The sequence below is a fragment of the Photobacterium alginatilyticum genome (assembly GCF_009910675.1).
Taxonomy (GTDB): domain Bacteria; phylum Pseudomonadota; class Gammaproteobacteria; order Enterobacterales; family Vibrionaceae; genus Photobacterium; species Photobacterium alginatilyticum.
In genome coordinates, this window is sequence record NZ_RSEJ01000019.1 from 60,883 (window position 1) to 75,357 (window position 14,475).

13 protein-coding genes are annotated in these 14,475 nt (G+C 52.8%); 2 read left to right on the plus strand and 11 right to left on the minus strand.

The window, feature by feature from the left end; translation table 11 throughout:
* Window positions 1-44 precede the first annotated feature (44 nt).
* Entirely contained in the window at window positions 45-2,813 is a 2,769-nt protein-coding gene (barA, locus tag EIZ48_RS17685; protein WP_160654170.1) for a two-component sensor histidine kinase BarA, read from the plus strand.
* Between the two features lie 163 nt (window positions 2,814-2,976).
* On the opposite strand, the gene acpS is transcribed toward barA, so the two are convergent.
* The 11 genes from acpS to rpoE all read right to left on the minus strand — a co-directional run bounded on the left by acpS (window position 2,977) and on the right by rpoE (window position 12,049).
* Window positions 2,977-3,357, minus strand: coding sequence for a holo-ACP synthase (gene acpS, locus EIZ48_RS17690; RefSeq protein ID WP_160654173.1), 381 nt, complete (start codon window positions 3,355-3,357; stop codon window positions 2,977-2,979).
* Window positions 3,357-4,088: a pyridoxine 5'-phosphate synthase gene (pdxJ, locus tag EIZ48_RS17695; protein ID WP_160654176.1), complete on the minus strand. Its 732-nt coding sequence runs from the start codon at window positions 4,086-4,088 to the stop codon at window positions 3,357-3,359. The genes acpS and pdxJ overlap by 1 nt, the downstream gene beginning before the upstream one ends.
* Window positions 4,085-4,795: a DNA repair protein RecO gene (recO, locus tag EIZ48_RS17700; protein WP_075763102.1), complete on the minus strand. Its 711-nt coding sequence runs from the start codon at window positions 4,793-4,795 to the stop codon at window positions 4,085-4,087. The genes pdxJ and recO overlap by 4 nt, the downstream gene beginning before the upstream one ends.
* Window positions 4,796-4,803: 8 nt before the next feature.
* Window positions 4,804-5,709: a GTPase Era gene (gene era / locus EIZ48_RS17705; RefSeq protein ID WP_160654179.1), complete on the minus strand. Its 906-nt coding sequence runs from the start codon at window positions 5,707-5,709 to the stop codon at window positions 4,804-4,806.
* The gene (gene rnc / locus EIZ48_RS17710) at window positions 5,706-6,380 is read right to left on the minus strand and encodes a ribonuclease III (protein ID WP_075763104.1); all 675 of its coding nucleotides are present in this window, start codon (window positions 6,378-6,380) and stop codon (window positions 5,706-5,708) included. Before rnc ends, era begins: the two co-directional genes overlap by 4 nt.
* Window positions 6,381-6,390: 10 nt before the next feature.
* Window positions 6,391-7,290 (minus strand): signal peptidase I, encoded by a 900-nt coding sequence (gene lepB / locus EIZ48_RS17715; protein ID WP_075763105.1) that lies wholly within the window; start codon window positions 7,288-7,290, stop codon window positions 6,391-6,393.
* 136 nt (window positions 7,291-7,426) lie between these two features.
* On the minus strand, window positions 7,427-9,223 hold the full coding sequence (lepA, locus tag EIZ48_RS17720; protein ID WP_160654182.1) for a translation elongation factor 4: 1,797 nt from the start codon (window positions 9,221-9,223) through the stop codon (window positions 7,427-7,429).
* A gap of 78 nt (window positions 9,224-9,301) precedes the next feature.
* The gene (locus tag EIZ48_RS17725; RefSeq protein WP_160654184.1) at window positions 9,302-9,799 is read right to left on the minus strand and encodes a SoxR reducing system RseC family protein; all 498 of its coding nucleotides are present in this window, start codon (window positions 9,797-9,799) and stop codon (window positions 9,302-9,304) included.
* Window positions 9,796-10,785 carry a sigma-E factor regulatory protein RseB gene (rseB, locus tag EIZ48_RS17730; RefSeq protein WP_160654187.1) on the minus strand — a complete coding sequence of 330 codons (990 nt, stop codon included), beginning with the start codon at window positions 10,783-10,785 and terminating at the stop codon, window positions 9,796-9,798. Before rseB ends, EIZ48_RS17725 begins: the two co-directional genes overlap by 4 nt.
* A gap of 12 nt (window positions 10,786-10,797) precedes the next feature.
* Entirely contained in the window at window positions 10,798-11,445 is a 648-nt protein-coding gene (locus EIZ48_RS17735) for an RseA family anti-sigma factor (RefSeq protein WP_160654189.1), read from the minus strand.
* A 25-nt stretch (window positions 11,446-11,470) separates the two neighbouring features.
* Window positions 11,471-12,049, minus strand: a complete 579-nt coding sequence (gene rpoE, locus EIZ48_RS17740; protein ID WP_075763110.1) for an RNA polymerase sigma factor RpoE — start codon at window positions 12,047-12,049, stop codon at window positions 11,471-11,473.
* 647 nt (window positions 12,050-12,696) lie between these two features.
* On the opposite strand from rpoE, the gene nadB reads away from it, so the two are divergent.
* Window positions 12,697-14,316, plus strand: coding sequence for an L-aspartate oxidase (gene nadB / locus EIZ48_RS17745; RefSeq protein WP_160654191.1), 1,620 nt, complete (start codon window positions 12,697-12,699; stop codon window positions 14,314-14,316).
* Window positions 14,317-14,475: the final 159 nt, after the last annotated feature.

Below are 14,475 nucleotides of genomic sequence, written 5' to 3' on the forward strand. Positions count from 1 at the left end.
CGACAATTCTCCCACAGAATCGCTTTCTTGTAATTAAGAGAACCATGACCAAATATGGACTTCGTGCCAGGGTCTTCACCCTGACATTAGCACCGACACTGATTATTGGCCTGCTATTAAGCGCATTTTTTACCATGAGCCGTTATCGGGATCTCGAGCATCAGCTGATTTCGACCGGTGCCAGTATCATCGAACCCCTTGCGATTTCAACCGAATACGGAATGACAGATAAGAACCGCGAAGCCGTTCGCCGTCTGATCAGCTATGCCCACCGCAAGCACTCGCAGATAGTCCGCAGCATTGCCGTTTTCGATGCCGACAACCAGCTGTTTGTCACCTCGAACTTCCACCGCAATTTTGAAACCCTGATGTATCCGGACGATCAGCCGATCCCCATGCTGCTCGATACCCGGCTCAACGAGAACTCACTGATCCTCCGCGCTCCGATATTGAGCGAAGGCCAGTTTTCCTCGATATCCGCACCGGGCTACCAGGCGGAGGCACTGGGCTATATTGCATTAGAGTTAGATCTGAGCGCCCTGCGCCTGCAGCAATACCAGGAAGTCTTTACCGCCCTGATGGTACTGCTGCTCGGGCTGACACTGTCGTCCCTGTTTGCCTACCGCCTGATGAAGGATGTCACCCGGCCAATTTCCCATATGGTCAGCGTGGTGGACAGGATCCGCCGCGGCCACCTCGATATCCGAATCGAGGGTGAGCTGCTGGGAGAGCTCGATACCCTGAAGAACGGTATCAATGCGATGGCGATCTCGCTGTCTGAATACCATATCGAAATGCAGCAAAGTATCGACCAGGCCACCTCGGATCTGCGCGAGACCCTGGAGCAACTGGAGATCCAGAACGTCGAGCTGGATATTGCCAAAAAACGGGCCCAGGAAGCGGCACGCGTGAAGTCAGAGTTCCTGGCCAATATGTCGCACGAGCTGCGAACCCCGCTTAACGGGGTCATTGGCTTTACCCGCCAGATGCTGAAAACACGCCTCAGTACCAGCCAGCAGGATTACCTGCAGACCATCGAGAAATCAGCCAACAACCTGCTGACCATCATCAATGACATTCTCGATTTCTCGAAGCTCGAAGCCGGCAAGCTGTTGCTGGAGAACATCCCGTTCGACTTCACCGAATCACTGGATGAAGTGATGAAACTGCTGGCACCGAGCGCCCACGAGAAGGGGCTTGAGCTGACACTGAAAGTCGACAACCGGATCCCGACAGGGCTGATCGGCGATCCACTGCGGATCCAGCAAGTACTGACCAACTTGATTGGCAACGCGGTGAAATTTACCGAGCGCGGCAATATCGATGTGTCGGTCGAGCTCAAAACCGATCGCGACGAGAACATCGAGCTGCAGTTTATGGTGCGTGATACCGGGATCGGGATTTCCGAGCGCCAGCAGGCGCAGTTGTTCCAGGCCTTCAGCCAGGCCGATGCCAGCATTTCCCGCCGCTACGGCGGTACCGGGCTGGGGCTGGTGATCACCCAGAAACTGGTTACCCAGATGGGCGGCGAAATCAGCCTGACCAGTCGCCTTCACCAGGGGTCGACGTTCTGGTTCAGCCTGCGTCTGACCAAAACCGATCTGCCGGTCTCCCAGCCGATTGATACCTCGTCACTAAGCGGCAAGAAACTGCTGCTTATCGAGCCTAACATGCAGGCCGCCTCGGTGATCCAGCAGCGTCTGATCAAGGCCGGGATCCATGTGACCTACCGCTCGACGATGCCGGAAGATGCCGAACATCACCACTTTGCCCTGCTCAACCTGACACCGGGCGAGCAGCCACCGATCGCGAGCCTGCTGGATATGGTATTCAAGGCCGAACAGCTAACCGACAAGGTGATGGTCTGCCTGCCGACCACCGAACTGGCCCTGTCCGAGCGACTGGTCAATGCCGGGGTATCCGCCTGTCTGCCTAAACCGCTGGCACACCGCAAGCTACTGGAGACGCTGGTCAGCGAGCCTGACATGCTTTCCGAGCCGGCACCGCAGCTGTTGCCGGAGCCAAGCGAGAGCATCCAGCCACTGACAGTGATGGCCGTCGATGACAACCCGGCCAACCTTAAGCTGATTTCCGCCCTGCTCAGCGAGCGGGTCGAGACCGTGATCACCGCCACCGGCGGACGCAAGGCGGTGGAATATGCCCACCAGAAGGGCTTTGACCTGATCTTCATGGATATCCAGATGCCGGAAATGGACGGCGTCATGGCCTGTCAGGAGATCCACAAGACTGAACTGAACCACAATACCCCGGTTATTGCCGTCACGGCCCATGCCATGGCTGGTGAGCGCGAGCGCCTGATCAATGCCGGAATGGATGACTACCTGACCAAGCCAATCGAGGAGCATATCCTGCAGCAGATCCTGGCCAAGTGGACCCGTCCGCATGATGCCGACACCAACCCACAAGCCAGTGCCGAATTAATTACCGAGCCGGACCCTACACCGCCGGTCAACCACAATGTCAGCTGGGATTGGGATTTGGCGCTGAAACAGGCTGCCGGCAAGGAAGAGCTGGCTAAAGACATGCTACAAATGCTGCTCGACTATATGCCAGAAGTCGAAATGCTGGTCAACGAAGCGCTGGACGGTAAGGATATCGAGCTCTGGCCGCCAATCCACAAACTTCACGGCAGCTGTGCCTATAGTGGGGTGCCAAGGCTGAAAAACCTCTGCTATACCATTGAAACGGCCCTGAAAGCCGATGCGAAGACAGAGGATATCGAGCCGGAGCTGTTCGAGCTGATCGATGAAATGAATAACGTGGTGAAAGCGTCAAAAACGTATCGGCATTGACTATTAGAGACGTGAACCTAGCTATGGGTTCCTAGAGGAAGCACTAAAAAGGAGAGCGTTGGCTCTCCTTTTTGATTTTGGGTCCTAGATCCTGCTGACAAGTTATCCGAACCTTAAGCTGGGTCAAGCTTCTGATCTTCCTAGAGCCTACTTTTCCTAGGTTCTACGATTCTAAAATCACCGTCGCAACCGCATACTTTTTCTCGTCGGCAATCGTAAGGTGAACATGGTTCGCCCCCATTGCGCCGGCCAGTTCAGCGGCCTTACCCGACAGCGTCAGAATCGGTTTGCCCCGCTCGTCGTTACTGACGGTAAAGTCATGGAAGGTTACCCCGCAGGCAATCCCGGTCCCGAGCGCCTTGGATGCAGCCTCCTTGACGGCAAACCGCTTGGCCAGATAGCGCCCCTTCAACTTCAGACTATGGAATATTGCCAGCTCAGAGGGCGACAGCACCCGCTCGGCAAACGCATCACCAGAGCGGGCAAAGACCTTTTCGACCCGCTCAATATCGGCAATATCGGTGCCAAGACCCAAAATTGCCATTAACGACGGGCATCCAGCATTTCGGCTTTCATATCGGCAACGGCTTTTTGCAGACCGTCGAACGCGGCACGACCAATGATCGAGTGGCCGATGTTCAGTTCGTAAAGCTCCGGCAGTGCAGCAATTGGCTTCACGTTGTGGTAAGTCAGGCCATGGCCGGCATTGACCTTGATGCCCTGATCGTCAGCATAGCTGGCCGCCGCGGCAATTTTCTTCAGCTCGTCCTGTTGATCTTCTTCCGTTTCGGCATCGGCATAATGGCCGGTATGCAGCTCGATATACGGCGCACCACAGGCAACCGCCGCATCAATCTGCTCGCGGTCGGCATCAATAAACAGGGACACCTTAATGCCAGCCTCAGTCAGCTTGGCAGTCGCAGCCTTGATTTTCTCCAGCTGCCCGGCAACGTCCAGACCGCCTTCCGTTGTCAGCTCTTCACGCTTTTCCGGTACCAGACAGACAAACTCCGGCTTGGTTTCCAGCGCAATCTTGACCATCTCGTCAGTCACGGCCATTTCCAGGTTCATACGGGTCTGGATGGTTTCGCGCAAAATTCGAACATCCCGATCATTGATATGGCGGCGGTCTTCACGCAGGTGAATAGTGATGCCGTCGGCACCCGCGCGCTCGGCCACCTCTGCGGCATGCACCGGATCAGGGTATCGAGTACCTCGGGCGTTTCGCAGTGTTGCAATATGATCGATATTCACGCCGAGTAAGATGTTGTTCATTTTCCGGTACTCCTTCCTCTAGGGATAAACAATTCCCTGCTTTTTAATGGTTTTCCGCCAAGATACGGCTTTAATGCTATACGTGTAAAGCGTTTTGCAGCCCGGAGCTGGTCCGGGGTTTCAAAATGCCTCGCCGCAATGGCTTTTAGCTGGCTACCGGTAAACGACAGCTGGCCTTTCACCATCGAGGCAATAAAGCCGCGCTGCTCACGGTAGTTATAAGTCATGGTGTCTTCGACAGGCAGGCCGCTACCGGCACAGTGAAGAAAATCAATGCCGTAACCAAGATGGTGCAGTAAGGCGAGTTCAAAACGCCGCAATGCCGGCTCTGGATTATCAGCCTGTGCCAGCTCCCGCAGCACATTCAGATAATCCAGAAACAACACTGGATAAGGCGTATCATTTTCCAGTACCCGGGCCAATACTTCGTTGACGTACATCGCAGAATACAGAATATAGCTGCGCATCGGCAACCCGATACTGATCGGCTCGGCATGGGTCAGCACAGGCATCGAGCCCCGGCCTGACCATTTCATAAACAGCGGAGTGAAAGGCTGCAATGTGCCTTTGAGATTGGAGCGCTTGCGGCGCGCTCCCTTCGATAGGACAGTGACACGGCCTGATTCTTCACTGAATACATCAAGGATCAGGCTCGTCTCACTATAAGGACGAGTATGAAGGACAAAACAGCGCTGTAGTCCCTCCATGGTGTCCCTTACAGGTCGTCAATATAACCCAGGCTTCGCAGTGCACGTTCGTCATCTGCCCAGCCCGACTTCACTTTGACCCACAGTTCCAGGTATACCTTGCGCTCGAACAGCTCTTCCATATCAATACGGGCTTCACGGCCGATGACTTTCATCTTCTCGCCATTTTTACCGATCACCATTTTCTTCTGGCCCTTACGTTCAACCAGAATCAAACCGTTGATATCAAAGCCATTGGTACGCGGGTTATAATCAAAACGCTCGATTTCAACCGTCACAGAATACGGCAGCTCGTCACCCAGGAAGCGCATCAGCTTCTCACGGATAATTTCCGACGCCATAAAGCGCTGGGAACGATCCGTCACATATTCTTCCGGGAAGTAATACTCCCCTTCCGGCAGGTGCTCACGAACAATCTTCTCTACCGCGTCGACGTTAGTCCCGTGCTTGGCCGATACCGGCACGACATCCACGAACTCCATCTTGCGAGACAATTCTTCAAGGTGAGGGAACAGCTCGTGCTTGTCCTTGACGTTATCGACCTTGTTGAGCAACAGTACTGTCGGCAGCTCACTTTTAATCAGCTTATTCAGTACCATTTCATCATCGTCAGTCCACATCGTGCCATCAACCAGAAACAGAACCAGCTCGACATCCGTCAGCGAGCTGCTGGCCGCACGGTTCATCAGGCGGTTGATCGTACGTTTCTCTTCGATATGAAGTCCCGGCGTATCCACGTACACAGCCTGGTAACCGTCACGGGTATCAACCCCCATAATGCGGTGGCGCGTAGTCTGTGGCTTGCGCGAGGTGATTGACAGCTTCTGGCCAACCAGACGGTTTAATAGGGTCGATTTGCCGACGTTAGGTCGGCCGACGATGGCAATAAAGCCGCAATGCTGTTTATCTGTCATGATTCCAACTGCTTAAGCGCAATCTCTGCCGCTGCCTGCTCTGCCTTGCGCCGACTGCCGCCCTTACCGATAACAGGCTTATCCAGGCCCGTCACTTCACACTGTACCGTGAACTCTTGGTTGTGAGCCTCACCGTGTACCTTAGTTACAGTATATGCTGGAAGCGGCAAGCGACGCCCCTGCAGACACTCTTGCAGACGTGTCTTCGGATCTTTCTGGTTGATACCCGGTTTGATGGTATCCAAACGCGACTGGTACCAGTCCAGCACGATCTTGCGAACCACCTCGATATCGCTGTCGAGGTAGATGGCACCGATAATCGCTTCCACGCAGTCAGCCAGAATGGAATCACGACGGAAACCACCACTCTTGAGCTCGCCCGGACCAAGCAGCAAGTGATCACCCAGATCAAACTCACGACCAAGCTCAGCCAGGGTCTTGCCACGGACCAGGGTCGCACGCATGCGGCTCATGTCACCTTCATCCACATTCGGGAAACGGTGGTAGAGATCATCTGCGATAACGAAACTCAGGATTGAGTCGCCCAGAAACTCCAGGCGTTCGTTATGCGTCCCGTTGGCACTGCGGTGTGTCAGTGCCAGGGTCATTAAATCAATATTCTTAAATTGGTAACCCAGCTTACGCTGAAGTCTATTTGCAGGAGATGTCATTTTATCCCGATCAGTTTATGCCACCGATGCGACTAAAGCGCACACCGGTAGGAATCCAAGATGGAAGTGCACTATCAGCACCTCGTTCAAACTCAAAGCTGATCCAGATCCCGACCGCCTTGCCAACCAGGTTGGCTTCAGGCACAAAGCCCCAATAACGGCTATCTGCACTGTTGTCGCGGTTATCACCCATAACGAAGTACTGTCCTTCAGGTACAACCCACTCGCTGACACCCGGACGCGGCTGGTATGCCAGCGTACGGTCACGCTTCAGTGGATGCACCAGGATCTGATGTTCATGTTCACCCAGCTTTTCGTTAAATTGAACCAAACGCGTCATGCCCTGGCTAAACTCGCTGTCCGTCATATTTTCCAGCGGCACCGGCTTACACTCGGTAGCCCCTTTGGGTGCAACACAAATCTGTTTGTGGGCACTATAACGCACCGTGTCGCCCGGCATACCGACTACGCGCTTGATGTAGTCAATTTGAGGTTGAGGCGGAAACTTAAAGACCACAATATCACCACGCTCCGGCTCGCCCGTTTCAACCAGCTTGTGACGGAAAACAGGATCACGGAGACCGTAGGCATATTTCTCAACCAGGATGAAGTCACCAACAAGCAATGTCGGCATCATCGAACCGGATGGGATCTGGAACGGCTCATAAATAAAAGAGCGAAATACCATAATTAGCGCAATCACCGGAAACATCGAGCTGGCTGATTCCACCCAGCTCGGTTGCGGTGCTACGGCTTGCAGGGTTTTAGCATCAACTTGATCGCCGGCATTTGCGGCGGCAGCTTCAATTTTCAATTGGCGCTTCGGCGCCCAGATAAATTTATCCAATGCCCAAATGATCCCGGTTACCAGCGTCGCCAGTACCAGAATTAGCGAAAAAGTATTAGCCATTTTAATCCCTAATAAATGTAACAGTGCAGCAAGAAACTCTTGCTGCACTGCTCATTGACACTTGCTTCAGAACTCCGGAGTTGCCTCCGGCCATTGGTATGCTTTCTGAGGCAATGACAATGAGTAAAGTAGTTACTTACTTGTCTTTACCTACATGCAGAATCGCCAGGAACGCTTCCTGAGGCAGCTCGACGTTACCGATCTGCTTCATACGCTTCTTACCTTCTTTCTGCTTCTGTAGCAGTTTCTTCTTACGACTGATATCACCACCGTAACATTTCGCGATTACGTTTTTACGTAACTGCTTAACCGTTGCACGGGCAATGATCATACCGCCAATGGCTGCCTGAATCGCAATGTCGAACATTTGACGAGGAATAAATTCTTTCATCTTGTCGACTAAATCACGACCACGGCCATGAGCGTTGTCTTTGTGCGTAATGATAGCTAGCGCATCAACACGCTCGCCATTGATCATGACGTCAACACGTACCATGTTCGACGCTTCGTAGCGCTGGAAGTTGTAATCCAGAGATGCATAACCACGCGAGGTAGACTTCAGACGGTCGAAGAAATCCAGTACCACTTCGGACATCGGAATATCGTAAGTCAATGCCACTTGGTTACCGTGGTAAACCATATCCACCTGTACACCACGCTTTTCGATACACAGGGTAATAACGTTACCAAGGTACTCAGACGGTACAAGGATATTACAGCGAGCAATTGGCTCACCGATGGTTTCGATATCGTTCACTGCTGGTAGCTTGGACGGGCTATCAACGTAAATCGTTTCGCCGTCAGTTTTCTCGACTTCGTATACTACGGTTGGTGCCGTGGTAATTAGCGCGAGGTTATATTCACGCTCCAAACGTTCCTGGATGATCTCCATATGGAGCATACCCAGGAAGCCACAACGAAAACCAAAACCCAGTGCCGCAGAGCTTTCTGGCTCGTAGAATAGAGAGGCATCGTTCAGGCTTAGTTTGCCCAGTGCATCACGGAAGTTCTCGTAGTCATCTGAAGAGACAGGGAACAAACCCGCATAAACCTGAGGCTTCACTTTTTGGAAGCCCGGTAGAGGCTCTTCACAACCGCCTTTCGATAGCGTGATGGTATCACCCACAGGTGCACCGAGGATGTCTTTGATACCACAAACAACCCAACCCACTTCGCCGGTATTAAGCTCTGGTGTATCAATTTGTTTTGGTGTGAAGATACCAAGACGGTCAATGCCCCAGACCTGACCAGTGCTCATCATTTTTATCTTGGCATTTTTCTTCAGTGAGCCGTTTTTCACTCGAACCAAAGAAACAACACCCAGGTAATTATCAAACCATGAGTCAATAATCAGTGCCTGTAACGGCGCGTCAGGATCACCTTCCGGTGCAGGAATCGCAGTAACGATGTTTTCAAGAACATCTTCGACACCCAGACCCGTTTTCGCCGAACAACGGGTCGCTTCCAGTGCGTCGATACCGACGATTTCTTCAATTTCTTCTGATACACGCTCAGGATCGGCGGCCGGCAGGTCGATTTTATTCAAAATCGGCACTACCTCCAAATCCATTTCCATTGCTGTATAGCAGTTGGCCAGCGTCTGGGCTTCTACCCCCTGACCGGCATCGACCACCAGCAGCGCACCTTCACAGGCTGCCAGAGAACGTGAAACTTCGTAAGAGAAGTCGACGTGTCCCGGGGTGTCGATAAAGTTAAGCTGATACGTCTCACCATCTTTCGCCTTATAGTCGAGCGTCACGCTCTGGGCTTTGATGGTGATACCGCGTTCGCGTTCAAGGTCCATGGAGTCCAGAACCTGCGCTTCCATTTCACGATCGGAAAGGCCGCCGCAGACTTGGATTAGACGGTCAGATAGGGTCGACTTACCATGGTCGATATGTGCAATAATCGAAAAATTACGAATGTGCTTCATGAATTGGCGTGACTAACTCGTGATTAAAAATGAATGGGATCTACAGATCAAGTTGACAGATTCTACCGAATTTAACGGCTAGTCGCTATCTTTCGATGCGGCATTTATTGTACTGCCGGCAGATATGGGGTTGCCCAACACCCGAATCAGGTTCGGTTTATAGGCCGAATTGCCTTCCAGACGCTTGGCCAGACGACGTGCCAGCAACAAGCCCGCGGCCGCACTCAACACTGCTGTCAGGATCACTCCCAGCTCACCACCACCGGCTAATTCAACAAACCACCACTGCCCGAATACTGCTCCCAGCACTAAGGATAGCAAAGGCAGCACATAAACCAGTACTGCCGAATGCAACATACTTTGTTCGGGCAAACCGATTTCGACGACTTCGCCAACCGATACCCGAGTCCGGGTCGCTATTTGTACCCGATGACTACGCCCCGGGACCGCCTTGCTGACGATACCGGTACCGCAGCTATCACGTGACGCACAGTGACCACAACTGGTCTGCTGCTGACAGGTCACCGTAATGACACCGGGGTCGACGGCTACTACCGTCGCCAATGAGCGCATCATGGCGTCGTTTCTCCTGCAGCATTGGCCTTGCCGGTCAGAAACGCGACAGACTCGGCTACACGACGGGCTGTTGCCGGTGGAATATCGCCAACCACCGTCACTTCTTTATCCTTGAGCAGGTAGCTATGCAGGGTTCTGCGCCCCTGGCGTACCAGCTGCTCCCTGACGGTAAAGCTGTCGGCAGACGAGACATAGATAGAGAAGCTAAACAGGCCATCACTGTACATTTTGCTTTCGACCGGACGCTCGGTCATCATCAGGCGATGACGGTTACGGGATACCGACTCAAACCCCTGTGGCAGCCAGTTGGCATGCCAGCTCAGCTCCGCCTGAGGCTGCGGAGGCAATTTGACCACCGCTGGCAGCTCGACGGTTTTCAGGCTTCTCAATACATCCCCGACTTTCGGGTTCACGACATAGGAGACGGCACGATACTGCTCAAGCGGCTCGCCATCGCGATCCAGCAGGTCGGCCCGCATTACCAGCTTGCTCCGGGTATCAACCCATATCAGGTAGGAATAGCGCGCCCCGTCTTTCGGTGCGATACGAACGACATCACAGGCAACCCCCGCTTCCCGGGCCCGCCCCATTGAAATGAAGTCATAGAACTGCGCCAGCTCCTCGATATCTGACTTCATGATCGGCGGCAGAGGCGCAACCATCTTGTTGCTGTTGATGGTGAACGGATCGAGACCCGGTTCAAAATAGCTCACCTCGCTGCCCCGCTGGATAACCTCTCGCGGCGGACCGCTCAGGTAAACCAGGTGCGCGTACGTCTCGCCGTCTTCAAAGGTATGGCGATAACGTAACGGCTCAATACTGTTTTTCTTGATAAGTATGTACGACAGCTCATAGCTGAGCCCACGGCTAGCCTCATCCATTTGATGCAACAAAGCCTCTGCAGAAGAAACTGAGTCTTCCGCAGAGGCTTGCAATGGCATCATAAGGCTGACCAGTGTCACTACACCGACCAGAATCTTTCTCATTTATCCGCCAGATCAGTTTGTTTCTAACAAAGTTTTATCAATACTGCCATCTTCGGCATTCAAACGCAGCTGGAGTTCATAATCCTGAAGCATCGCATTAATACGGCGTCGCTGCTCCATCACTTGGGCTTCACTCGGCGCGGCATGGCTATTACTGCGCACAGAATCTCGGGTCAGACTAACAGGTTCGGCCGTACCGGCAAAAGGAATGGTCTGTAGTACCGGGATCTGTGAATCAGCAGGGTTGCTGACGACGCCATCGTCACCACCGTTGTACTGCTGAACACCAACAATCACAGCCAAAGAGACACAGGCCGCGACAGCCACCTGGCCAAACTGCGTCAACCAGGCTGGCAGGGTGCGTTTTGCCTGTTGCGGTGTCGGTTGCGGCTCGGCCGTTTCACGTACCGTTGCAAGCTGAACCACTTGCGCAGGCTCTGATACGCCAGTATGGGCCGGCTCATTTTCCAACGCCATTGCCACGCTCGCAGCAATATCCCAATCCTTGTTTTGCGGCGCTTCCCCCCGCATTACATCACCGATCAGATTAAAGTGCTGCCAAGTTTGCTGGCTGTCATCATCAACGGCCAAGGCATTAATAATGCTCTGATCCAGTTCTTCACCATCTAATAGTGCCGAAATCTTTTGTTTATCAGCCATTTTTTTCACCGTATTGGCTTAACATTTATCGCTGCATTAGAGGACGAATTCGTTTTTCGACCGCCTCTCGTGCACGGAAAATACGTGATCTTACCGTACCAACCGGACATCCCATGACTTCTGCAATTTCTTCATAGCTCAAACCTTCCAGCTCGCGCAATGTGATTGCTGTTTTGAGATCATCCGGTAATGCTTCAATGGTACTAAAGACTACCCGCTTCAATTCATCTGACAACATTTGGTTCTCAGGGTTCGATATTTCTTTCAAGGCATTTCCACTTTCGTAGTATTCAGCCTCTTCAGCATCGACATCTGACGCCGGCGGACGGCGTCCCTGGGCAACCAAATAGTTTTTCGCCGTATTAACGGCAATTCGGTACAGCCATGTGTAAAACGCACTTTCCCCACGAAATGTCGGCAAAGCACGATACGCTTTTATGAACGCTTCCTGAGCGACATCCGGCACATCACCGGAGTTGCTGACATATCGGGCAACCAGGCTACATACCTTATTCTGGTATTTAACCACCAACAGGTTAAATGCCTGCTTGTCACCACGCTGTACCCGCTCAATTAATACCTGATCAGTTTGCTGCTCGCTCATTCGAGCGTGTACTCCTATATCCGTCTTTCACTCGTGATTTCTAACTCGCCTGCCAACTGCCGGGTCCAACGTCCCAATAAGGTCTAAGCCTGGACGCGCTTTGTTACAACAGTATAAAGCTCAGTCAAAACAGGGTCGTATGAAAAATATGAGCATGAGCACTATCTAAGACTCAGCGATAAAAGCAAAGTTCCCCGTGCGAAAGAAATAATTTCTCATTAATAGTGCGCGATTTTTTATCCGCAATGAAGCAGTATACCCAAGCTACCTCAAGATGCTCGTTTCAGCGAGAATTACTTGGCTTGTAGGCTAGGCACCGATTAGAAAATCTAGTGGCTCTAAATTAATAATCGGTAACACCGCATAGAAGCCAAGTAAACTCGCCCTTTGGGAGTGAGCCAGCGAACTCATTTCTGTGTCAAATAACGTTGAAAGGGAATACCATTCCTACCGTCATTTTCCTTGAACTGAGCTCGCTGGTCTCACTCTGAACCCTGCATCTTGAGGTAGCTTGGGTATATAACAATTGCTATTAACTCAACATTATACCGCGTCAATACGATAAGTGGTTAACTAACAGTCAAAAATGACCAATTGAGATGGAATTTGGTAACATAGAGTGATTACCACAGGGATATGATATCGATATGAACGAAAACCGTGAACATCAATGCGATGTACTAGTCATTGGTAGTGGCGCTGCCGGACTATCGCTGGCATTGCGCTTAGCGCCACTAGGGAAAGTCATGGTCCTGAGCAAAGGACCACGCAGCGAAGGCGCCACCTATTATGCACAGGGCGGAATTGCAGCCGTCTTTGACGAATCGGACAGTGTTGAATCTCATGTCGAGGACACTCAGGTAGCCGGAGCACACCTGTGCGATGAAGAGGTCGTTCGCTTCATTGCCGAAAATGCCAAGCACTGTGTCCAATGGCTGATCGACGGCGGGGTGCCTTTTGACCGCGAGGAAAGCGACAGTGACGATGCACCTCGCTATCACCTGACCCGCGAGGGCGGCCACAGCCACCGCCGGATCCTGCATGCTGCAGATGCCACCGGTATGGCGGTACAAAACTCACTCCAAGACAATGTTCACAACCACCCGAATATCGAGGTGCTGGAGCGTCACAATGCGCTGGACTTGATCACCAACCAGAAGTTAGGCCGTTGCGACGAGCCAAACCGGGTATTGGGCGCCTACATCTGGAACCGTAACCAGGAAGTGGTCGAAACCGTCCGGGCCAAATTTGTCGTACTGGCAACAGGCGGTGCCTCGAAGGTCTACCAGTACACCTCGAACCCCGATGTGTCCTCCGGTGACGGTATTGCCATGGCCTGGCGTGCAGGTTGCCGGGTTGCCAACCTCGAATTCAACCAGTTCCACCCGACGTGCCTGTTCCACCCGGAAGCGCGCAACTTTCTGCTGACCGAGGCCCTGCGAGGCGAAGGCGCCTATCTGCGCCGTCCTGACGGCAGCCGCTTTATGAAGGATTTCGACGAGCGCGCCGAGCTGGCTCCCCGTGATGTCGTAGCCCGTGCCATCGATTTTGAGATGAAGCGCCTGGGTGCAGACTGCATGTACCTGGATATCAGCCACAAGCCGGCTGACTTTGTCCAGAAGCACTTCCCGACGATCTATGAGAAGCTGCTGGGATTCGGTATCGATATCACCAAAGAGCCGATCCCGATTGTCCCGGCTGCCCACTATACCTGTGGCGGCGTTATCGTCGACAAGGAAGGACGCACGGATCTCGACGGTCTCTATGCTATCGGCGAAGTCAGCTACACCGGCCTGCACGGTGCCAACCGTATGGCATCGAACTCGCTGCTGGAGTGCGTAGTCTATGCCTGGGCAGCTGCCGAGAGCATTACGCACAAACTAGACCATGTCAGCCTGCCTTCAAGCCTGCCTAGCTGGGACGAGAGCCAGGTTAACTGCTCAGACGAAGAAGTCGTGATCCAGCACAACTGGCATGAGCTTCGCCTGTTCATGTGGGATTATGTCGGTATCGTACGAACCACCAAGCGTCTCGAACGTGCCATGCGCCGTATCCAGTTGCTCAACGAAGAAGTGAACGAGTACTACAGCAACTTCAGGGTCTCCAATAACCTGCTAGAGCTACGTAACCTGCTGCAGGTTGCCGAGCTGATGGTGCGTTGCGCGCTGGAGCGAAAAGAGAGCCTCGGCCTGCATTATAATCTCGATTTCCCGGAACAGCAGGAAAGCTCGCAGCCAACCGTCCTCACCCCGGATCAACCGTGCTGAGGGGCTAGTTCCTAGGGGCGATACCCAATCCGAGATAAAAAAAGCGAGAGGTGAAAACCTCTCGCTTTTTTGTGGTCCTGGGTCCAAAAGCCTAAAAGAAGTGTCAAACTCTTACTCTTCCTAGGGCCTGCTTTTCCCGTTCTACCTAGGATCTAGGTT